The organism is Variovorax frigidus (assembly GCF_051216515.1).
Lineage (GTDB): Bacteria > Pseudomonadota > Gammaproteobacteria > Burkholderiales > Burkholderiaceae_C > Variovorax.
This window is the reverse complement of sequence record NZ_JBPJZF010000003.1, coordinates 467,182-486,424: the sequence shown is the minus strand read 5'-3', so window position 1 is coordinate 486,424 and position 19,243 is coordinate 467,182. Positions and strand designations below refer to the sequence as shown.

18 protein-coding genes and 1 tRNA gene are annotated in these 19,243 nt (G+C 65.8%); 18 read left to right on the top strand and 1 reads right to left on the bottom strand.

Annotated elements, in window-relative coordinates:
• The first annotated feature begins 15 nt into the window (after window positions 1–15).
• The 18 genes from ACSFBC_RS11605 to ACSFBC_RS11520 all read left to right on the top strand — a co-directional run bounded on the left by ACSFBC_RS11605 (window position 16) and on the right by ACSFBC_RS11520 (window position 17,571).
• Window positions 16–720 carry a glutathione binding-like protein gene (locus ACSFBC_RS11605; RefSeq protein WP_435510648.1) on the top strand — a complete coding sequence of 235 codons (705 nt, stop codon included), beginning with the start codon at window positions 16–18 and terminating at the stop codon, window positions 718–720.
• 66 nt (window positions 721–786) lie between these two features.
• A tRNA-Pro gene (locus tag ACSFBC_RS11600) sits at window positions 787–863 on the top strand.
• 149 nt (window positions 864–1,012) lie between these two features.
• Window positions 1,013–2,113, top strand: a complete 1,101-nt coding sequence (locus ACSFBC_RS11595) for a L,D-transpeptidase Cds6 family protein (RefSeq protein WP_435510472.1) — start codon at window positions 1,013–1,015, stop codon at window positions 2,111–2,113.
• Between the two features lie 41 nt (window positions 2,114–2,154).
• A complete protein-coding gene (locus ACSFBC_RS11590) occupies window positions 2,155–3,525 on the top strand; it encodes a L,D-transpeptidase family protein (protein ID WP_435510471.1) in 1,371 nt (456 codons plus the stop codon).
• Window positions 3,526–3,922: 397 nt separating this feature from the next.
• A complete protein-coding gene (locus ACSFBC_RS11585) occupies window positions 3,923–4,102 on the top strand; it encodes a Flp family type IVb pilin (protein WP_435510470.1) in 180 nt (59 codons plus the stop codon).
• Entirely contained in the window at window positions 4,099–4,602 is a 504-nt protein-coding gene (locus tag ACSFBC_RS11580; RefSeq protein WP_435510469.1) for an A24 family peptidase, read from the top strand. The genes ACSFBC_RS11585 and ACSFBC_RS11580 overlap by 4 nt, the downstream gene beginning before the upstream one ends.
• Window positions 4,603–4,668: 66 nt before the next feature.
• Window positions 4,669–5,661, top strand: coding sequence for a Flp pilus assembly protein CpaB (gene cpaB / locus ACSFBC_RS11575; protein WP_435510468.1), 993 nt, complete (start codon window positions 4,669–4,671; stop codon window positions 5,659–5,661).
• 53 nt (window positions 5,662–5,714) lie between these two features.
• The gene (locus tag ACSFBC_RS11570) at window positions 5,715–7,004 is read left to right on the top strand and encodes a type II and III secretion system protein family protein (RefSeq protein WP_435510467.1); all 1,290 of its coding nucleotides are present in this window, start codon (window positions 5,715–5,717) and stop codon (window positions 7,002–7,004) included.
• A 29-nt stretch (window positions 7,005–7,033) separates the two neighbouring features.
• Window positions 7,034–8,326, top strand: a complete 1,293-nt coding sequence (locus tag ACSFBC_RS11565) for a CpaE/TadZ family protein (RefSeq protein ID WP_435510466.1) — start codon at window positions 7,034–7,036, stop codon at window positions 8,324–8,326.
• Window positions 8,327–8,328: 2 nt separating this feature from the next.
• Window positions 8,329–9,642, top strand: a complete 1,314-nt coding sequence (locus ACSFBC_RS11560) for a TadA family conjugal transfer-associated ATPase (RefSeq protein WP_435510465.1) — start codon at window positions 8,329–8,331, stop codon at window positions 9,640–9,642.
• Entirely contained in the window at window positions 9,629–10,612 is a 984-nt protein-coding gene (locus ACSFBC_RS11555) for a type II secretion system F family protein (protein WP_435510464.1), read from the top strand. Before ACSFBC_RS11560 ends, ACSFBC_RS11555 begins: the two co-directional genes overlap by 14 nt.
• Window positions 10,609–11,583: a type II secretion system F family protein gene (locus ACSFBC_RS11550; RefSeq protein WP_435510463.1), complete on the top strand. Its 975-nt coding sequence runs from the start codon at window positions 10,609–10,611 to the stop codon at window positions 11,581–11,583. The genes ACSFBC_RS11555 and ACSFBC_RS11550 overlap by 4 nt, the downstream gene beginning before the upstream one ends.
• Entirely contained in the window at window positions 11,580–12,545 is a 966-nt protein-coding gene (locus ACSFBC_RS11545; protein ID WP_435510462.1) for a tetratricopeptide repeat protein, read from the top strand. The genes ACSFBC_RS11550 and ACSFBC_RS11545 overlap by 4 nt, the downstream gene beginning before the upstream one ends.
• Window positions 12,542–12,892 (top strand): DUF3613 domain-containing protein, encoded by a 351-nt coding sequence (locus ACSFBC_RS11540; RefSeq protein ID WP_435510461.1) that lies wholly within the window; start codon window positions 12,542–12,544, stop codon window positions 12,890–12,892. Before ACSFBC_RS11545 ends, ACSFBC_RS11540 begins: the two co-directional genes overlap by 4 nt.
• Window positions 12,893–12,924: 32 nt before the next feature.
• Complete coding sequence (locus ACSFBC_RS11535) at window positions 12,925–13,413, top strand: TadE/TadG family type IV pilus assembly protein (protein WP_435510460.1); 489 nt, start codon at window positions 12,925–12,927, stop codon at window positions 13,411–13,413.
• Window positions 13,413–13,922, top strand: a complete 510-nt coding sequence (locus ACSFBC_RS11530; protein WP_435510459.1) for a TadE/TadG family type IV pilus assembly protein — start codon at window positions 13,413–13,415, stop codon at window positions 13,920–13,922. Before ACSFBC_RS11535 ends, ACSFBC_RS11530 begins: the two co-directional genes overlap by 1 nt.
• A gap of 19 nt (window positions 13,923–13,941) precedes the next feature.
• Window positions 13,942–16,143: a TadG family pilus assembly protein gene (locus tag ACSFBC_RS11525; RefSeq protein ID WP_435510458.1), complete on the top strand. Its 2,202-nt coding sequence runs from the start codon at window positions 13,942–13,944 to the stop codon at window positions 16,141–16,143.
• Between the two features lie 45 nt (window positions 16,144–16,188).
• Window positions 16,189–17,571 carry a sigma 54-interacting transcriptional regulator gene (locus ACSFBC_RS11520; RefSeq protein ID WP_435510457.1) on the top strand — a complete coding sequence of 461 codons (1,383 nt, stop codon included), beginning with the start codon at window positions 16,189–16,191 and terminating at the stop codon, window positions 17,569–17,571.
• Between the two features lie 64 nt (window positions 17,572–17,635).
• Here ACSFBC_RS11520 and ACSFBC_RS11515 read toward each other — a convergent pair whose 3' ends face one another.
• Window positions 17,636–19,243, bottom strand: coding sequence for a TolC family protein (locus ACSFBC_RS11515; RefSeq protein WP_435510456.1), 1,608 nt, complete (start codon window positions 19,241–19,243; stop codon window positions 17,636–17,638).

The window sequence follows — 19,243 nt, the reverse complement described above, 5'->3', positions numbered from 1 at the left end:
ACCGAAACGACCGACATGCCCCAAGCCCCGATCGACGTCTACACCTGGCCCACCCCCAACGGCCACAAGGTCCACATCATGCTGGAGGAGTGCGGCCTCCCCTACGTGGCGCATGCCATCGACATCGGCAAGGGCGACCAGTTCGCACCGGACTTCCTGAAGATCAGTCCCAACAACAAGATCCCTGCCATCGTCGATCCGCAAGGCCCCGACGGCCAGCCGATCTCGCTGTTCGAATCGGGCGCGATCCTGGTGTACCTGGCCGGCAAGACCGGCAAGCTGATGCCCACCACCGACCGCGGCCGCTTCGACGTGCTGCAGTGGCTGATGTTCCAGATGGGCGGCGTCGGCCCCATGCTCGGCCAGGCGCATCACTTCCGGCTGTACGCACCGGAGAAGCTGCCCTATGCCATCGAGCGCTACACCAACGAGGCGCGACGTCTCTACGGCGTGATCGACAAGCGGCTGTCGCAGAGCGCGTTCATCGCGGGCCCGGACTATTCGATCGCCGACATCGCGATCTTCCCGTGGCTGCGCAACTGGGAGAACCAGGGCATCGTGCTGACCGACTTCCCGCACCTCGAGGCCTGGTTCGACGGCATCGCCGCGCGCCCCGCGGTACAGCGTGGCGTGAAGGTGCTGGCGGAGCGGCGCAAGCCGCTCACCGGCGACAAGGAACGCGCCGTTCTTTTCGGCAAGGACCAGTACGCCAAACGCTGACTGAAAAGTATTTAAGACATGCCTGCCCGGAAACGCCTTCAGGGCGGGCTAGAATCGCAGGCTTGTCGGGGCGTAGCGCAGCCTGGTAGCGCATCTGGTTTGGGACCAGAGGGTCGAAGGTTCGAATCCTTTCGCCCCGACCAAGAGAAAAAGTGAATGCCCGCAGCGGTCCATGCCCTGCGGGCTTTCTGCTTCTGAAGGGGAGCTCTGCTCCGGTGGCCAGGGCCCGGGACTTCCTGTGCCGGCCCCACCGGAACGGCTCGTGTCCGTGAATCCACCAGATCGATCAGGTATGAAGAACGTGCTTGGAAATGCAGCAGCCCGCCACGCGGCATCGCAACCCTCCTTCCGTCCCCGTGCCGGGTCGGCTGCGGCCACCGCGCTGCTGTCGGCCATGCTCGCGCTCGGCGGCATGTCGGCCGTGCACGCCGCCGCCGACCACGACGAGGTCGATCGGCTCACCCAGGCCGGCAAGCTCGATGAAGCCACGGCCCGGGCCGACCGCTATCTGGCGAGCAACCCGCGCGATCCGCAGATGCGCTTCCTCAAGGGCGTGATCCAGATCGACGCCGGCAAGCGCCCCGAAGCCATCGCGATCTTCACGCAGCTCACGCAGGATTCGCCCGAGCTGCCCGAGCCCTACAACAACCTGGCCGTGCTCTACGCGGCGCAGGGCCAGTTCGACAAGGCGCAGAGCACGCTGGAAAGCGCGATCCGCACCAACCCGAGCTATGCCACGGCACAGGAAAACCTGGGCGACCTCTACGCCCGGCGCGCTACCGAGGCCTACAGCAAGGCGATGCAGCTCGACCAGGGCAACAGCGTCGTGCCGACCAAGCTGGCGGTGATCCGTACGCTGTTCGCTACACCGGCCGCGGCGAAGCCGGCCGCACCCGCCAAGCCGCCTGCGACCGTGGTGGCTGCGGCCAGCCCCGCGCCCGCGAAGGCACCCACGCCGCCCGCTCCGGCACCGACCCCGGCTCCTGCGCCGGCCCCCACACCGGCACCGCCCCCCGCTGCCTCGCCCAAGCCCGCCGCCACCGCCGCATCCACCGCGGAGCCGGCGATCGAATCCGCGGTGCGCCGCTGGGCCGCGGCCTGGGCTGCGCAGGACATGGACGGCTACCTGGCCGCCTACGACAGCAGCTTCGTGCCGCCCGGCAACCAGGCCCGCAAGGCCTGGGAAGAAGAACGCCGCGCACGCATCGTGGGCAAGACCGCGATCAGCGTCGACGTGCGCAACCTCGAGGTCGAGGTCGAAGGCGACACCGCCACGGCAAAGTTCCGTCAGGCCTACCGTGCCGACGCGCTCAACGTGAACAGCCGCAAGACCCTCGAACTGGTGCTGCGCGACAAGCAATGGCGCATCCGCAAGGAAACCGCCGGCCGGTGAACGCTGCTGCAGGGAGTGGCCGGCCGCCCGCAGGTCCGGGGATGACGTGTGCCGGGCCATGGGGCCCGCATCATCGGCTTCGCATCGCGCTGCTGCTGGCGATGGCCGCGGCCCTGCCGGCCCTGGCCGCCCCGCCTCCGGCGCCGCCGCACCGCGCCAAGACCAAGGTGCAGGCCGAAACGAAGACGCCGGCCAAGGCACAGGCCAAACGCAGCAAGACACCTGCCCCCGCCGCCAAGCCGACGGCACGCGCCGAACGCCCCGCGCGCGCTGCGCCCGCACCCGCCGCCTTGCCCATGCGGCCTGCGGCCGGCGCGGAGGCCCGGCTGATCGAGGTCTATCGGCTCTTCGGTCGCGGCCAGAGCGTCGAGGCACTGGCCAAGGCGCGCAAGCTGGTGGCCGACCAGCCCAACTTCCAATTGGCGCAGTTGGTCTACGGCGACCTGCTCGCCGCGCGCCTGCCGCCCGCGCGCCGGCCTTCGCAGATGCGACCCGACGCCGATCCCCAGGCCCTGAGCGAACTCGCGGACGAGTCGCGCCGCCGCCTGCAGGCGCTGCGGGAGCGCCCACCGCCCGGCACCGTGCCATCGGCCTTCGTGGAGCTCGCGCCCAGCATTCGCCACGCCATCGCGGTGGACACCTCGCGTTCGCGGCTGTACCTGCTGGAGAACGGTCCGCAAGGCTTGCAGTTGAAGGCCGACTACTACATCTCGGTCGGCAAGTCCGGCATCGGCAAGCAGGCCGAGGGCGATGCACGGACGCCGCTGGGCATCTACCACGTCACCAGCAACCTCGACCCGAAGACCCTGCGCGAGTTCTACGGGATCGGCGCGCTGCCCATCAACTACCCCAACCCCTACGACGTTCGCCGCGGCCGTACCGGCAGCGGCATCTGGCTGCACGGCACGCCGCGCGCGCAGTACGCCCGTGCACCGCTGTCGACCGACGGCTGCGTGGTGCTCGCGAACAACGACCTGCAGGAACTGATCCGACGCGCCCAGATCGGCGCCACACCGGTGGTGGTCGCGCAGAACCTGCAATGGACCGTGCCCGCCCAGCTGCAGGGCGACAAGCAGGCATTCGACAAGACACTGGCCCAGTGGCTCGATGCCCGCGCCCAGGGCGACGCCGCACGCCTGCAGAAATTCCATGCCCTGGATTTCCGGCGCATTGGCAACAAAAAGGCCATGGATTCCGCCCAGGGCATTGCAGAAGACATCCGCGTCGCCAATGGACAGCACCTGCTGCTCAAGGATGTCTCTTATTTGCGCTGGAACGGTGAAGACAACGCCATGGTCAGCTCCTTCGGCGAGGTGGCCTCGGGCCAGCGAACGGGCCGCCAGCGCAGGCAATACTGGATTCGCCAAGGCACCGAATGGCGAATTTTGCAGGAAGAAGTTTCGGGCTCTTAATACCTTTGTATTCATTTGAATCAATCTCGCACACTGAGATGATCCGAATAACCCTGCAGCCATCTCATTTGGGTGTTGCGTGTTCCGACGGCGTCACCGTAACAACGCCGTAACGCGCAACGCCATTGCCGAAGCACAACATTCCACCTCACGCCTAAGCCGTTGATTTTCAACGGCTTTTTTTATTCTCCCTCGCTATTCGACAGCGCGAACGGCATCGGCACGCGGGTTGCGTTCATGTGAGGAAACATCACAAAAGGTGACGAAGTTGACGTTTGTCATCGAATGTAAACTTACAGCCTAATTGAACTGCCTACTTACATTCAATTACGATCGAGCTACCGTGGATCGCGGTAATTTTTTCGAATACATCTTCCATTTACTGAAGGAAAAAACCATGTCCAACGCAATTATGAAGTTCCTGCGCGATGAAGAGGGTGCGACGGCAATTGAGTACGGCCTCATTGCAGGACTTATTTCCGCCATTCTCGTCGGCGTTCTCACCAATATCGGCACAAGTCTGGAGGGTGTTTTCGAAACGATTAATACTGCCTTGGGCGGCACGAACCCCGCGTGACGGCTGCGCTGTGGTCATGGCTGTTGGCGACCGGGATCTACGATTTCCAACAGCGACGAGTTCCCAACTGGTTGGTGTTAGTCGGCGCGATGCTCGCTGCCATCGCCATGGTCACAAACATGCAGCCTTTATCCATTGAATGGCCAAATGCAGCCCTCGGTGCTGTCGCTGGCTTCAGCTTCCTACTCATCTTCTATGCGACCGGGCTCATGGGCGCCGGAGACGTGAAGTTCGGCGGTGCATTGGGGCTGTGGTTTGGGCTGCAACCGCTACTGCCGATATGGCTAGGCGCCAGCCTGTTAGCAGGAGCGCATGCGTCGTTGTTGCTACTGCTGCGGCGCTTGCAACTCTTCCCACGACTGACCGAAGCGTTATCAGGCAAGCCCACTTCACGCCATGACGGCTCACTCCCTCAGGACCTACAGCGTCACATCCCGTTCGCAGCCTATCTCGCGATCGCATCCGTGGGCTGGCTGATCTGGGATGGTCCAAGCCTCTAGCGGTTCGCGCTGCCACTTGCTCTTCCGCAGGCAGGCGTTCCACCGACTTCTTCCCTCTCCAGCTCCATGATCCATCTCACCAAAATCATCGCCGCCTTGCTGGTGCTCGTGGCGCTCGCGCTGGGCGTCTATGCCTGGGTGTTGAGCCGCCAGCCCGCTCCGCTGCCTCCGGTCACCAGCGCCGCCGTCGCCGCCAAGGAGCAGAAGGCGCTGTTTCCGGTGGTGGTGACGTCCCGCGCAGCGCCGGCAGGTCAACCCCTGACGACGGAATCGCTTCGCGTGGAGCGCCTGCCGATCAACCCAGCGGGTGCCTTCCAGGAGGTGGAAAAGGCTGTCGGGGGCATCCCGGTGGCCGACATGGGCGAAGGCACACCGGTGCTGGCGAATCAGTTGGTGACAGGCCTCGCGCTGCATGTGGTCGCAGGCGAACGCGCCCTGGCCGTCAAGGCCGATGAAATGATGGGTGTGGGCAACCGCGTCCGGCCCGGTGACTTCGTCGACGTGTTTTTCACGCTCAAATCCGATGGCAAGGATGTCGACCGTTCGCAGGCGCGATTGCTGCTCTCGCGGATGCGTGTGCTGGCCTATGGCAGTGCATCGGTGGACGGCTCGCCCTCGCAAATGGCGGAAGGCAAGTCTGGGGGTCAGTCGCAGCGCAACGAGCCGGCGCGCACCGCCGTGCTTGCTGTGCCCGTGGCCGAAGTCAACCGCTTGGCGCTGGGCGAAGCCACCGGCCGGCTGATGCTGGCACTGCGCAATCCCACCGACCTGAGCGAACCCGACCCCGCCTTGTTCGCCGAGTTGCCAACCGCTCTCCAGCCGCAGCCGCTCAAGGCGGGCGCGCCGCCGCGCGGACCACTGGAAAACATCGACCGTGCCCAGGCAGGACTGACGACCGTCGACCTGGCGAACGGCGGCCCCCAGGGAGCGGCTCGCAACGCCAGCCCGGCACGCAGCGCACCCCTCAACCCATCGCGCACCACGCCGATCGCCCGCGCGCCGCGCGGCACCGAAGTCGAATTCATCCGCGGCGACAAGCGCGAAACGCTGAGCTACTGATGACGGCCTCTTCCCACCCGCCCCTGGCCGCCCCCATCCGAGACGGAAAAACCATGTTCGACCAGACGCCTCGTGCGACACGCCGCCCCCTCTTTCACGCCCTGCTGCTGTCATTGAGCCTCGGCGCGGCCACGGCCTCGCCTGCGCTGTTCGCCGCCGATGCGTCCAAGTCACTCGCGCTGGTGGCTGGCACGCAACAGGAACTGCTGATCGACAAGGGCGTTGAACGCATTGCCCTCGCCGACGAGGCTGTCGCCACGGTGCTCGTGACGCGCAAGGCCGCGGGCAACGCCGCCGCACGGCTGATCGTCACCGGCAAAACAGCCGGCCGCACCACGCTGATGGTCTGGGAAAAAGGCAGCAGCGCTGCCACGACCTACGCTATCGAAGTGCAGCGCCGCGCTGCCGTGCTCGAGGGCACGGTCGACACGGTCGCCGCGCACCAGCGGGCTCGCGACACGCTGACCGCCTCGCATGCCGACAAAGCGCCGCTGGTCGATCGATCGAGCATCAACGTGCGAAGCCATTCCGTCCAGGTCGACGTGAAGGTGGTGGAGTTCAACAAGAGCATGCTGAAAGAGGTCGGCATCAACCTCTCCTCTTACGGACCCAACAGCCACGGCTTCAGCTTCAGCAACACGCCAGCCAGCGTGCTGGCAGATGCATTCAATCTGGCGCTGGGCTTCGGCAATGCGAACAAGGGCCGTGGCATGACGCTGACCCTGAACCTGCTCGAAGGCAACGGCCTGGCGCGCGTGCTGGCCGAACCCACGCTGGTCACCACTTCGGGACAAAGCGCGAGCTTTCTCTCGGGCGGCGAACTCCCGATCGCGGTACCGCAAGGACTGGGCTCGACGACGATCGAATACAAGCCCTACGGCATCGGCCTGACAGTCACACCGACCGTGCTGTCGGACGACCGCATCGTGCTCAAAGTCGCCCCCGAGGTCAGCGACCTCGACTACGCCAACCAGATCGATCTGAACGGCGTTCCGGTGCCAGCGATTTCCACTCGCCGCGCCGACACCACGGTGGAATTGGGCGATGGCGAAAGCTTCATCATCGGCGGGCTGGTCAGCCGCAACACGACCTCCAAGGTCGACAAGGTGCCATGGCTCGGCGACATCCCCGTGCTCGGCACCATCTTCCGCCAAAGCAAGTACCAGACGAACGAGAAGGAACTCGTGATCATGGTCACGCCACGCCTGGTCAAGCCGATCGCGCGCGGCACCGACCTGTCGGCCCAACTGCCCGGCAGCTCGGAGCAACGCAACGGCCCCGTATGGCGCACGATGTTCCTCGACCCTGCATCACGCTCGGCCCTGCCCGGCTTCTCGCGCTGAGCACCCCCCGGACATCGCCCCAGCTCCTCATGAACGCCCCCCTTCGCGCTCCCGACATCGGCATGGACAGCTACCTGTTCGCCTCGAACAGCGGAACGCACATCACCTGGTTGCTGCATGCGCTGCAGCGCAGCGGCACGGTGGTGCCTGTGACGCCCAGCATCGAGACGCTGGATGCGCAGATCGCCACGATCAGCCCGCGCGCCGTGTTCCTCGATTTCTCGCAGGACCATGCCGCCGCCATCGAGATCCACCAGCATCTCAAGCGCGACTGGCCCGCGTTGCCGGTGCTGGGCACGGGTTCCGCCAGCGAGCCCACGACCATGCTCGCAGCGCTGCGTGCCGGCGTCGACGACTTCATCGACATGGCCGCACCCGCCCATGACGTGCTGCCCACGCTGCGCGCGCTGCTCGAACGACGCGCGGTCCAGCGCGAGCAGAAGCGTGGCCACACGATCGCCCTGCTCGGCGCACGCGCCGGGCTCGGCGTGACCACGCTGTCCACCCACTTGGCATTGCTGCTGCAGGACCAGTTCAACCGGGCTGCAGCGAACCGCACGGCAACGCCGAACGAGCCCGTTTCAGACGGCCGGCGCGGCGTTGCGCTGCTCGACCTCGGTCTTCCCGCGCGCGACGGCCTGCTCTATCTCGACACGCAAAGCAGCTTCAGCTTCGTCGACGGCGTGCACAACCTGCGCCGACTCGATCAGACCCTTCTGCAGACCGCGCTGGCACACCACACCGGCGGCACGGCCGTGCTGCCCCTGCCTTCGAGCCTTGCGCAGGTGCGCGAAATTTCCCATGCCGACTCGGTGGCGCTGATCAAGCGGCTCAGCGAGCACTTCGACTTCCAGATCGCCGACCTGGGCGGCTTCTCCACCATCGACTTCATAGCGCAGACGGTGCAAGAGGCCGACAAGACCTGGGTGGTGTGCGACCAGAGCATCGGCGCCATCGTGTCCACCGCCAACCTGCTGCGCGACCTGCAGGCGCGCGGCATCGAACTGCAGCGGCTCTCGCTCGTGATCAACAAGATCGACCCCGGTGTCGGGCTGTCGGCACGCGACATCGCCGCGCGGCTGCGTCTGCCGCTGTCACACGTGCTGCCCATGCGGCGCACCGCCTTGCTGGCCGCATCGAGCCGCGGCGAAATGCTGGCGCGCGTGGCGCGCAACGACCCCTACGTGCAGGCCGTGCTCGGCATGGTGAACGCGCTGCACCGCGAGTACGGTGACGTCGCGACGCCGCCTCCCGCGCGATCGCCCTGGAATGCGTTCATGACGCAAATCGCCGGCAAATGGAAAAGCCCAAGAGAGCACTGAGCATGTCTACCGATATCGAATTTGCCGACGACAACGAAGCGTTCCTGGTCTCGCAGCAGTTCCAGGACATCAAGGGCTGGACGCATGACCACCTGCTCAGCCGCATCGAGGAACTGGGGGCCGAGTTCGGCCGTTGGTCGCGGGCGTCGATCCAGCAGTTCGTCGAGCTGGAACTCGACAGCTTCGTGCGGTTGCAGCGCGTGCCGATCAACGACCGCGAGATGCAGCTCATCGCCGATGCGCTGACCAAGGAACTGGCGGGCTTCGGTCCGCTCGAGGACCTGCTCAACGACCCGGCCGTGGAAGACATCCTCATCAACGGCCACAAGCAGGTCTATGTCTCGCGTCACGGCAAGCTGGTGCGCGAGACGATCCGCTTCTCCGATGAAGAGCACGTGCTGCGCATCGTGCGGCGCATCCTGGCGCCGCTCGGCCGCCGGCTCGACGAGGCCAATCCGATGGTCGATGCGCGCCTGCCCGACGGTGGCCGCATCAACGCGGTCATCGAGCCGCTGGCCATTGACGGCATGTCGGTGTCGATTCGGAAATTCCGCAAGGACCCGCTCACGCCGGCCGACCTGGTGCAGTTGGGTACCTTCGACGCCGGCATGGCGCAGTTGCTGGAGATCGCGGTGAAGGCACGCTGCAACGTGCTGGTGAGCGGCGGCACCAGCTCGGGCAAGACCTCGCTGCTGAACGCGCTCGCCACCTTCGTGCCCGAGACCGAACGCGTCGTGACCATCGAGGACACGGCCGAACTCTCGCTCGGCCACGCGCACGTGGTGCGGCTGGAAAGCCGGCCGGGCGGCTTCGACGGCGCGGGCCTGATCTCGATCCGCGACCTGCTGCGCAACAGCCTGCGCATGCGGCCCGACCGAATCATCGTGGGCGAAGTGCGGGGCGCCGAAGTCATCGAGATGCTGCAGGCCATGAACACCGGCCACGACGGCTCCATGGGCACCATCCACGCGAGCTCGCCGCGCGAATGCCTCTACCGGCTCGAGATGCTGGCCGGCTTCGCGGGCTACCAGGGCAGCGAGACCAGCCTGCGTCGGCAGATCGCCAACGCGGTCGACTTCATCGTGCAGATCGGCCGGCTCTCTGGCGGCCAGCGCCGCATCCTGTCGATCTCGGAAATCACCGGTGTCAACGACAGCGTGGTGGCGATGCAGGAGCTGTACCGCTATGACCCGGTCGTGGGCCCCGACGGGCAGGAGCGCGACCGTTGGATCTCGCTGGGCATCGCGCCGCATTCGCCCAAGGTGACGCGCTTCCGCCAGAGCATGCAGCGCGCGGCCGGAGATGCTCGTGCCTGAAGCCTTTCTTATTCCCGCAAGCCTTGCCCTGCTGCTGGCCGCTGCGGCGCTGATGCTGTGGCACTGGGCCGGCCGGCGCCAGGCCCGACAGGCAGCAACCCGACATGTCGGCGAGCAGGTGCACAAGCGCGGCGCGGGCGACGAGCCTGCGTTCGACGTCCGCCGCGGCGCGGCACCAGCCAGCGCGATGACTGACCCCTGGATGATGACCGGCGTCGCCCCGACAGCGCGCAAGACCGGACTGGACGCCATCGTGCTGCCCGGCTGGCTGGACAACATTGCCACGGTTCAAGGGCTCGCCGTGGGCGTTGCCGTCATTCTGGTGGTCTGCGCGGTGATCTTTGTGGTCGCGGGCGGCATCGCCGCCGCGGGTGCGATGGCGTTGCTGCTGGTGATCGCATCGTTCGGCCTCTGGCTGCGCCTGCAGAAATTCCGCAAGACACTGGCCAGCCAGTTGCCCGGCTTTATCGACGCCATGGTTCGTCTGATCACCGTCGGCAACTCGACCCAGGCGGCCTTTCAGCTGGCTGTGGACACCACCAAGGCACCGCTGCGCGGCTACCTTGAAGGCGCCACCGGCCTGATGCGTGCCGGCATGGAACTCGACCAGGCCCTGCACCAGATGGCGCGCCAGGTGGACATCGAGGAGATGTACCTGCTGGCCTCGATCCTCGGCTTGGGTGTTCGGTACGGCGGCCGTGCCGACGTGCTGCTCGAACGTGTGGCGAATTTCATGCGCGACCGCGAGCAAGCGCAGCATGAGCTGGTTGCCATGTCATCAGAAACTCGGCTCTCGGCCTGGATCCTGGGACTGCTGCCGATTGGCGTCGGCTCGATCATTCTGATGCTCAACGGCGCGTACTTCGTGCGGATGTGGAACGACCCCACCGGGCAGATGATGATCTTCGGCGCAGTCGCTTTGCAGGCCTTCGGCGCACTGCTGCTTTACCGACTGGCGCGGATCACATGAATTTCACTCCCGCACAACTGACCACGCTCAGCATCATGCTGCTGGCGCTGGGCCTGGCGCTCGCTGGCGGCCTGCTGGTCGTCCGCGAAGTGCGCCGCGCGCGCAGCGGCCAGGCGATTGGCCGCGCGATCCGCCGGGGCGCCGTCGAGCCCGCCACCTCGGCGGCGAGTCGGGCCGAAGTCGATCAGGCCGAAGCCCTGAGCTCCGTCCGGGCTGACCAAGATCTGCCGGTCCACTGGCTGCACACCAAGCTCGGCCGCATGCTGGTGGCCGATGAAGACCGGCGGCTCATCGAGCAATGCGGCTTTCCGTCCATACGCGCACAGCTCGTGTTCCTTATGGTGCGCATCGCACTGGCGCTGCTGCTTCCGCTGGTGGCCCTGTTGTTCCTGAAGAGCACGGGCCTCCTATCGCAGTACCGCGGACTGGCAATGGCCTTCGCCTTCGTCATCGGCTTTCTGCTGCCCAAATGGGTACTTGGCTACTACGCGGCGGGGCGGCGCGAGCGCGTCGCGCAAGAACTGCCGCTGTTCGTCGACCTGCTGCGACTGCTGCAGGGCGTGGGCCTGAGCCTGGACCAGAGCCTGCAGATCATGGCGGCCGACTTCGGCCATGTGTTGCGCATCCTCGCTGGCGAACTGCAGATCGCCAACCGCCAGTACAGCCAAGGCCGCACGCGTGAGCACTCGCTGCAGCGGCTCGCTACGCTCTACGACAACGACAACCTGGCTGGGCTCGTCGCGCTGCTGGTGCAGGTCGACCGCCACGGCGGCGCCGTGCAGGAGCCGTTGCAGAAATTCAGTGACCGACTGCGCGAGCACCGGCGCATGGAGTTGAAGGAGCGCATCGGGAAGATCACCGTGAAGATGACCGGCGTCATGGTGACGACGTTGTTGCCAGCGTTGATCATCGTCACCGCAGGACCAGGCTTCCTGGCCGTCATTCGTTCGCTGGGAGCCATGACCAAATGAAATCACTCGCACGACACCCGACCTGGGCCACTGCGCTGCTGTTGCTCGCCCTTGGCGGTTGCGCCGGCACCAAGAGCAACTACCCGGCCGCGGCCGAGCAACAGCAACGTGCCGAAGCCACTGCCACAGCCGATGCGAGTGCAGCGGTGACCGACAACGCGGCCACCTACCTCAAGCTGGTCGACCGCATGCAGCGCGACGGCCTCTGGTTCGCGTCGCTCGCGCACATCGATGCACTCGAGCAACGCTGGGGCGCATCGCCCGACTCGATGCGGATGCGCGCCGATGCTTTGCGCCAGACCGACCAGGCCGACGAAAGCCGAAAGCTCTACGGCAAGCTCATGGGCACGCCGCTCGAAGCTGCGGGCTACCGCGGGCTCGGTCTGCTCGCAGGCAGCGAGGGGGCCTATTCCGAAGCCGTGCGCCTGCTCGAGCAGGCGCAGCGCCGCACGCCGACCGACGGCGTGCTGCTGAGCGATCTGGGTTACGCGCAGATGCGCGCCGGGCGCGTCGCCCAAGCCCGCGTACCGCTGATGCAGGCACTCCAACTCGCTTCCGACAACCTGCAAGTACAGGTCAATGCGGCGCTGTATCTGCAGGCCAGTGGCCAGCCCGCACAAGCCGAGGCGCTGATGGACGCGAGCAAGATGCCCGAGGCCACACGTGTCGCAATCCGTGAAGCGGCGCTCGCGCTGCCGCTGGCGGCAGCTGCTGCCACGCCGGTCGCGCTGAACGCTCAACCTGCGCTGGTCGCGTCCGTGGCCGCTGCGCCGGGACCCGCCACGACACCGGTGCCGTCGGTGGACGCTCGTCCGGCGCTCGCGCTCAAGACATCCCCCTGGCCGCGACGCGTGCATGTGCTGGTCCGCCCACAAGCCGATCCCACAGCCCTTGCGGCAGCCAGCACCGCCGAGGCCACCGAGCCCCTTCCCTCATCGCCACCGACCGGATCGCAACCATGACCCATCCCTTCTCTTTGCGTACCTGCGCTCCATGCTCTGTCGCGCTCCTGGCTGCCCTTTCGATCGCCATGCCCTTGTCGGCGGCCGCCCAGCAAGAGGTCGCGCCCGACGCCCAGGCCGCAGCCGTAGAACCAGAGCCTGTGCTGTCCGTGCGAATGCAGGTCGGCGACGCAACGCGCAACCTGCTGGCCATGCAGCGCGAAGGCAAGGTCGCGTCGACGACACCGCGCCCTCTCGCAGGCGACGTTGCAACTCTCAGCTACCAGCGCTACCTCGACAGCTTCAAGTTCCCGATCCCGGAGAAGTTCAGCGCCACGGTGCAGAAGTCGGGCAGCGATAGCCGATAGCCAACGCCGTGCAAAACCTGCGACCGCACGCGATGACACGTCTCCCCATTGCTCGCCACCTGCTGCGCGGCGCGCGCCGGGAGGACGGCGTGTATGCGATCGAATTCGCTTTCGTATTCCTTATCTTTTTCTCGTTGGTCTATGCAGCACTCTGCTATGGCATTTTCTTCACGCTGAGATTCGGCTTGCAGAACGCGGCCGAAGACGGTGCCCGCGCCGCACTTCGCCATCAGGTCACCCTGCAGGCGCGTGAGGCGAAAGCCGAAGCGGTGACACGGCAACAAACCAGTGGGTGGCTGCCCGTGGCCCTTGGCAGCAATGACGTGGTGACAAGAATTTGCGAAGTGGAAAGCAAGAATTGCACTGGATTGCGCTGCGGCATTGAATGGCCTCAACGTTGCCAGATCGAGGTCACCATCACAGCCCGGGGAATGAACAAACTGCTTCCGCTGCTGAATTTCGCCATGCCCGACACAATGGTCGGCCAGGCGAGCATGCTGTTAGACAGCCGAGGCCTCTGATGGACGTCTCACCCGATTCGCGCAGTCGCCGACACCGAACGCCGCGCCGGCAAAGCGGCGTGGCGGCGATCGAATTCGCGTTGGTTTTCACGCTGCTATTTCTGGCGCTCTACGGAATCGCGACCTTCGGCGCGGTGCTGTACTTTCGACAGGCCGTGGCCCGTGCCGCAGAAGACGGGGCGAGGGCGGCAACCTTCAGGCCAAAGGTGATGGGGGCGGTAGCTGCCGATCGCCTCCTTGCGATCGATGAGATCAAAAGCGTCGTGCATGACGCGCTGGCGAACTCGTTGATCGTCCCGGTCGCACAGAACACCGATGCTGCGGCACGACGCAAATGGATCGTCGAAACGGTCGACGTCAGCGTGACCCCCTCTGGGACAGTCGTGACCGTGACCGTGGGCTATCCGTACGACAAGAATCGATTGCTGCCATCCATACCCTTCATGGATATCAGCCGATGGATGCCTGGCAACCTGACGAGCAAGGCGACTGCGGTCGTCAGCTCCTAGAGAAAAAAGTGAATCGAAGATGAAGCCTGACCCATCCACTTTCTCGAAGCAAGTCTGGCGCAATACGGTGCGCAGGAAGCAGCGCGGCTCCATCGTGGTCAACACCGCGATCGCGCTCAGCCTGATCGTGATCGTCCTCATTGGCACCGAACTGGGCTATCTGTTCTTCATGAAGCGTGAGTTCCAGAAGACCGCAGACTTGGCCGCAATCGCTGGAGCGCGCCGGCTCGGTCCCTTCACATTGACCGATCCCTGTGGAACGGCCAAGGGCGATGCCAGGGCGAATGCCGCGATCAATCTGCCAGGGGTCACCTTGACCGAAATCGATTGCGGGCACTGGGAACCCGGACTTCCCGGGGAACAGCATTTCGCGGTCACCGATGTCGGGATGAATGCACTGCGTGTACGCATCAATGCCGAACCCCCGCTGAAGCTGATCCCGTCTTTCGGCGGGAACCGCTTCATCCAGGCCAGTGCCATCGCCGCGCTTGGCGCGCCCAGGGCCGCGTTCTCCGTAGGCACCAAACTCCTCGCCGTCGACGGTAGTGCCCCCTTAGGTCGGACACTGAAAGCCATTGGCCTCGACCTCTCGAATACCTCCTTGGTCGGCTACGACGGGCTGGCGCAACTCAAGCTGACGCCAGGTGGTTTGCTGAAGGCCCTGGGTGTCGGCGTCGCCGCCGACATCGGTGTCGGCGAACTCAACACCCTGCTGGCGGGCTATAAGTTCACGTTGGGTCAAATTCTGGACGCCACAGTCACGGCCGTGGGCCAAACCACACCAATCAACGCACAGGTTAATCTTTTGAACGGCCTGTTGGGCAAACTCAGGGTGGGGACCCCATCCATCCAAGAGTCGGATCTGATAGTGCAACTCGGCTCACTGACGGATCCACCCACAGGCCTGTTCGCCCGGATCCTTGCCGCCGAAGGCGATGGCGCCTCGGCGCTCAAGGTCGATGTCAACGCATTCGATCTGATCGCTGCAGCCATCGGTGTGGCCACCAGCAAGCATGCTCTTGAACTTCAAGTGCCCCCGCTGCTGGGCTCTCTGCTGGGCACCGCGATCACGGCCCGCGTGGCACTGATCGAACCTCCTTCTATCGGGATCGGTGGCATAGGAGCCACGGCGTACACCGGACAGCTTCGCACCTACATCAAGCTCGACACGGGATCTATGCCGCTGATCGGCAATCTCGTGCGTCTGAACCTGCCCATCATGATCGACGCCATCAATGGACAGGGCACCATCACGAAGATGTGCACTGCGGACCTGCGTACACCCGCCGGTGTGGATCGCGCGCGCATCGAGGTGAAGGCCTCCATCCTCAAGGTCTGCATCGGCAAGCCCGGCGCCGATCCTGCGAAGGAGAACGAAATCTTCTCCACAGTAGCCTCCTGCACCGACAGCCTGCAAGCCGACCAACTGCTTCGCGTCAGTCTTCCGCTGCTGGGAGACCTCGTCAAGTTGAATGCGAAGATGAACACCGATGCCCTGCCTCTCAATGGCAATGTCACGCTGGCAGCCTCCGAGACCGGCACGCTAGGCAACGACCTGCTGCTAGGGACCACGATCAAGAACCTGACAGATGGTCTTCTGGCGGCGCTGCTCGGCCAGTCGCTGGTGCCGACGACACCTCCAACGACAGCGCAGCGTGACGAGATGGCCAAGGGCCTCTGGGGCAAACCTGATTGCACCTCGCGCGCATGTCGTCAGCAACGATTCGAGGAGGTCACGGACAAGATCGAGGCGGCATCCAACGGGCTGACTGGCTTTGTCGGAGATCTCACCGGTAACACACTGGGGATCCTCGGGAATCTCGTGAGCCTTGACATAGTGGGCGTTCTTAGAAGCGTCGGAGACCTCGTCGGCAGTCTGCTCAACACCCTCGGCAACGTATTGAAAGGCGTCTTCGACCTCCTGGCGGGGAACCAGTGCACCGGAGGTGGTCTATTTGGCGGACAGGGAACAGACGACGGATGCCGCGACGAGATCTCCAACAGCCTGAAAGGCAGTGTCACCTCGAATGGCTATGCGGTCCCCAATGTACTCACTGCGCTCGCAGGCTTCGTCTTGCAGTTGATCCAGCCCCTACTCGATGGACTCGGAAAAGAGGTGCTGACGCCGCTGCTTCGCGACACCCTCGGCCTGAGTCTCGGACAAGTAGACGTCCACCTGCAGTCACTGGACTGCAAGGCGCAACCGATGCTGGTGTACTGACGCCCCTTCGAACATGACGACAACCGTGCGACCGAACCCGAATCGATGACCCCCACCCTCAACTTCGACGAACTAGACCTCTACGTCTGGGAAGGCAAGGCCGACATCGTCGAGCGCATCGAGCGCTGCATGGCCAGCTTCGACGTCGGTGTGGTGCGTGCCGACGGCATTCCGATGCCGCAGGACCGTTCGACTTCGCGCGCGGCGCTGGCGGTGATCAGCGTGTCGGTGATCGACGGTGGCGGCATGCCCGTGACCACCGAACTGCTGCAGGGCATGCCGGTGATCTGGGTGGCCGCGGCCTCGCGTGAGCGCGACGCGCGCAGTTACCCGCCCGACTACCTCTACGTGCTGCCCTACGACTTCACGGGCGCCGAACTGCGTACGCTGGTGGCGAAGCTGGTGCGCCAGCTGCGCGCGCGTGCGGTGCAGCCCGAAAAGACCAACACGCTGATCGCGCATTCGGACTCCATGCGCTCGCTGCTGAGCGAAGTGAAGGCCTTTGCCGACTGCAAGCACAACGTGCTGGTGCGCGGCGAGACGGGTGTGGGCAAGGAGCGCATCGCCGAACTGCTGCACCTGGGTCACCCGACCTACAGCACCGGCGCCTTCGTGCCGGTGAACTGCGGCGCGATTCCCGACGGGCTGTTCGAGTCGCTGTTCTTCGGCCATGCCAAGGGCTCGTTCACGGGCGCCGTGCATGCGCACCGCGGCTTCTTCGAACAGGCTTCGGGCGGCACGCTGTTCCTCGACGAGATCGGCGACCTGCCGCGCTACCAGCAGGTCAAGCTGTTGCGCGTGCTCGAGGACAACGCGGTCACGCGGCTGGGCTCGACCACGCCGGTGCGGCTCGATTTCCGGCTGGTGGCCGCCACCAACCGCGACCTGCGCGAGATGGTCGCGAGCGGCGACTTCCGTGCCGACCTGTTCTATCGCCTGGCGGTGATCGAGCTGCACATTCCCAACCTCGAAGAGCGCGGCGTGGTCGACAAGATCGCGATCTTCAAGGCCATCCTGTCGGAGGTGCTCGAGGGCGAAGCGCTGCTGGAGAGCCTGCCCTACTGGCTGACCGATGCGGTCTCCAACACCTACTTCCCGGGCAACGTGCGGCAACTGCGCAACCTGGCCGAGCGCGTGGGCGTGATCGTGCGGCAATTCGGCCTCTGGGACCGGGTGCTGATCGAGCGCGCGGTGGCGCTGATGCGCATCACGCCCGACGGCGCGCCGGTGACCGCCGCGCCCAACGCGGTCGATCGCAAGGGCTGGAACAGCGGCGAGCGCAACCGGATCATCGCCGCGCTCGAAGCCAACGAATGGAAGCGGCAGGACTCGGCCCAACAGCTGGGCATCAGCCGCAAGGTGCTCTGGGAAAAGATGCGCAAGTACCAGATCATGGACGGCGAGCCGGAGATTCCCGAAGAGCATTGAGCGGGTCTGCGCGCCGGAGCGGCGCAAGACTTTCGCCCACCGGCCAGCCGCCGCGGCGGCCAGTTCAGAGGCTGCCGAGCCGCGCGGTACGGCGCAACGTCATGCCGGCCACCGGTGCGGCAACCGCTGCGACGGATGCCGCCGCACCCGCTCCCGGTTTTCCAGCGCAACGAGCGCTTGCACCGGCAATGCAGGCCGGGCCGGCCAGCAGGCTCTCCTCGGTCAGCACCGGGCGTGCAGCGCCCGCAACCAGGCTGTCGATCCAGAGGTTGTCGCTGTCGGGCGCCACCCACAGGCGACCCGCGGTGCGCTGCAGGCGCAGTTCGGTCACGCGCAGGTCGAACACCGCATCGACGTAGTCCAGCAGCAGCGTGTAGTACTCGACCTGTGCATCGAGCACGTTGGGCAAGGTCTCGCGTCCGAAAGCCAGCAGGCGGCGGCGGCCCTGGAAGGCCATGCCCGAATCGGTGACCGCGGCACGCAGTTGCTGCTCGCGTTCGCGGCCGGCCGCGGTGCGGGCCCACGACGCGCTCGTGAGTTCGATCAGGTTCTGCCGCGCACTCTCGAGCTTGGCTTCCTGGTTGCCGACTTCGGCGATGGCGGCCTTCACGCGCACCTGGCGATCGAAGCCGTTGCCGAAGTTCCAGTTCAGTTCGAGCGCGGCCCGCGTGGGCTCCGACGGCGAGACGCCGCGCGGGTCCTTGCTCTTCACCAGCACGGCGTCGACCGTGGGCCAGACGCTGGCCTCGTATTGCTCGACCTGGGCCTGCGCGCGCTGCACGCGGCCCCGCGCCTCGGCCAGTTCCGAGCTGCGGTCCTCGGCTTGCTGCAACGCCTCGGCCTCCGAGTGGGCCTGCCACTGCAATGGCACGGCGATCACCGGCAGGGAGGCAGTTTCGGGCGTGAAGCGGAAGTAGGTGGCGAACTTGGCCAGGGCCTCGCCGCGTTGCGCCTCGAAGTCCATTTCGCGCGCGGCGATGCCGGCACGGCGCGACGTGGCCGTGCGCAGGTCGTTCTCGCCGGCGGCCCCCAATTCGATGCGTCGGCGCTCGGCACGCGCGAGTTCGTCCAGCACTTCCGTGGACTTGCGTGCGATCTGCTTCTTCAGGTCGAAGCGCTGCACCTGCAGGTAGGCGGTCAGCGCATCCAGCACCACCTTCTGCGAAATCGACTTGACGGCTTCGGCACCGGCTTCGCTGCCGGCTTCGGCCGCACGCACGCGCGCGCTCATGGCGCCGCCGTCGAGCAGGCTCATGCGCAGGTCGGCCGTGACCAACTGGTAGGCGCTCGAGCCCGAGCCCTGCACGCCGCTGTCGTAGGTGCCCGATGCGGTGCCGACCTTGAGCCGCGGATAGCGCGCGCTGCGGGCGGCATCGATCTCGAAGCTGCTGGTGTCGGCCGCGGCCTGCGCCGACTGCACATCCGGATGCTCGCGCGACAGCTGCACCAGCGCGGCCTTGACGCGGGCGGCCTGTCCGATCGTCTGCCCCGTCGCCCGCAGCTCGGACGATGCGAGTCGGCGTGCGGCGACCAGCGGCATCGGTGGCGAGGCGGCGTCGGCGGCGCGCTCGGCGGCAGCCGTCGACAAGGGCTGCAGGCCGCCGCACAGGGCCACGGAAACGGCGACAACCGCGCGCACGCCGCAAGGCATCGAAGCAAGGGGAGAAGGCAC

What these genes read in the sequence shown, in the direction of transcription:
- ACSFBC_RS11605 (WP_435510648.1), top strand. Translation starts at nt 16, where the DNA reads ATGCCCCAAGCCCCGATCGACGTCTACACCTGGCCCACCCCCAACGGC.
- ACSFBC_RS11595 (WP_435510472.1), top strand. Translation starts at nt 1,013, where the DNA reads ATGAAGAACGTGCTTGGAAATGCAGCAGCCCGCCACGCGGCATCGCAA.
- ACSFBC_RS11590 (WP_435510471.1), top strand. Translation starts at nt 2,155, where the DNA reads ATGACGTGTGCCGGGCCATGGGGCCCGCATCATCGGCTTCGCATCGCG.
- ACSFBC_RS11585 (WP_435510470.1), top strand. Translation starts at nt 3,923, where the DNA reads ATGTCCAACGCAATTATGAAGTTCCTGCGCGATGAAGAGGGTGCGACG.
- cpaB (WP_435510468.1), top strand. Translation starts at nt 4,669, where the DNA reads ATGATCCATCTCACCAAAATCATCGCCGCCTTGCTGGTGCTCGTGGCG.
- ACSFBC_RS11570 (WP_435510467.1), top strand. Translation starts at nt 5,715, where the DNA reads ATGTTCGACCAGACGCCTCGTGCGACACGCCGCCCCCTCTTTCACGCC.
- ACSFBC_RS11565 (WP_435510466.1), top strand. Translation starts at nt 7,034, where the DNA reads ATGAACGCCCCCCTTCGCGCTCCCGACATCGGCATGGACAGCTACCTG.
- ACSFBC_RS11560 (WP_435510465.1), top strand. Translation starts at nt 8,329, where the DNA reads ATGTCTACCGATATCGAATTTGCCGACGACAACGAAGCGTTCCTGGTC.
- ACSFBC_RS11555 (WP_435510464.1), top strand. Translation starts at nt 9,629, where the DNA reads ATGCTCGTGCCTGAAGCCTTTCTTATTCCCGCAAGCCTTGCCCTGCTG.
- ACSFBC_RS11550 (WP_435510463.1), top strand. Translation starts at nt 10,609, where the DNA reads ATGAATTTCACTCCCGCACAACTGACCACGCTCAGCATCATGCTGCTG.
- ACSFBC_RS11545 (WP_435510462.1), top strand. Translation starts at nt 11,580, where the DNA reads ATGAAATCACTCGCACGACACCCGACCTGGGCCACTGCGCTGCTGTTG.
- ACSFBC_RS11540 (WP_435510461.1), top strand. Translation starts at nt 12,542, where the DNA reads ATGACCCATCCCTTCTCTTTGCGTACCTGCGCTCCATGCTCTGTCGCG.
- ACSFBC_RS11535 (WP_435510460.1), top strand. Translation starts at nt 12,925, where the DNA reads ATGACACGTCTCCCCATTGCTCGCCACCTGCTGCGCGGCGCGCGCCGG.
- ACSFBC_RS11530 (WP_435510459.1), top strand. Translation starts at nt 13,413, where the DNA reads ATGGACGTCTCACCCGATTCGCGCAGTCGCCGACACCGAACGCCGCGC.
- ACSFBC_RS11525 (WP_435510458.1), top strand. Translation starts at nt 13,942, where the DNA reads ATGAAGCCTGACCCATCCACTTTCTCGAAGCAAGTCTGGCGCAATACG.
- ACSFBC_RS11520 (WP_435510457.1), top strand. Translation starts at nt 16,189, where the DNA reads ATGACCCCCACCCTCAACTTCGACGAACTAGACCTCTACGTCTGGGAA.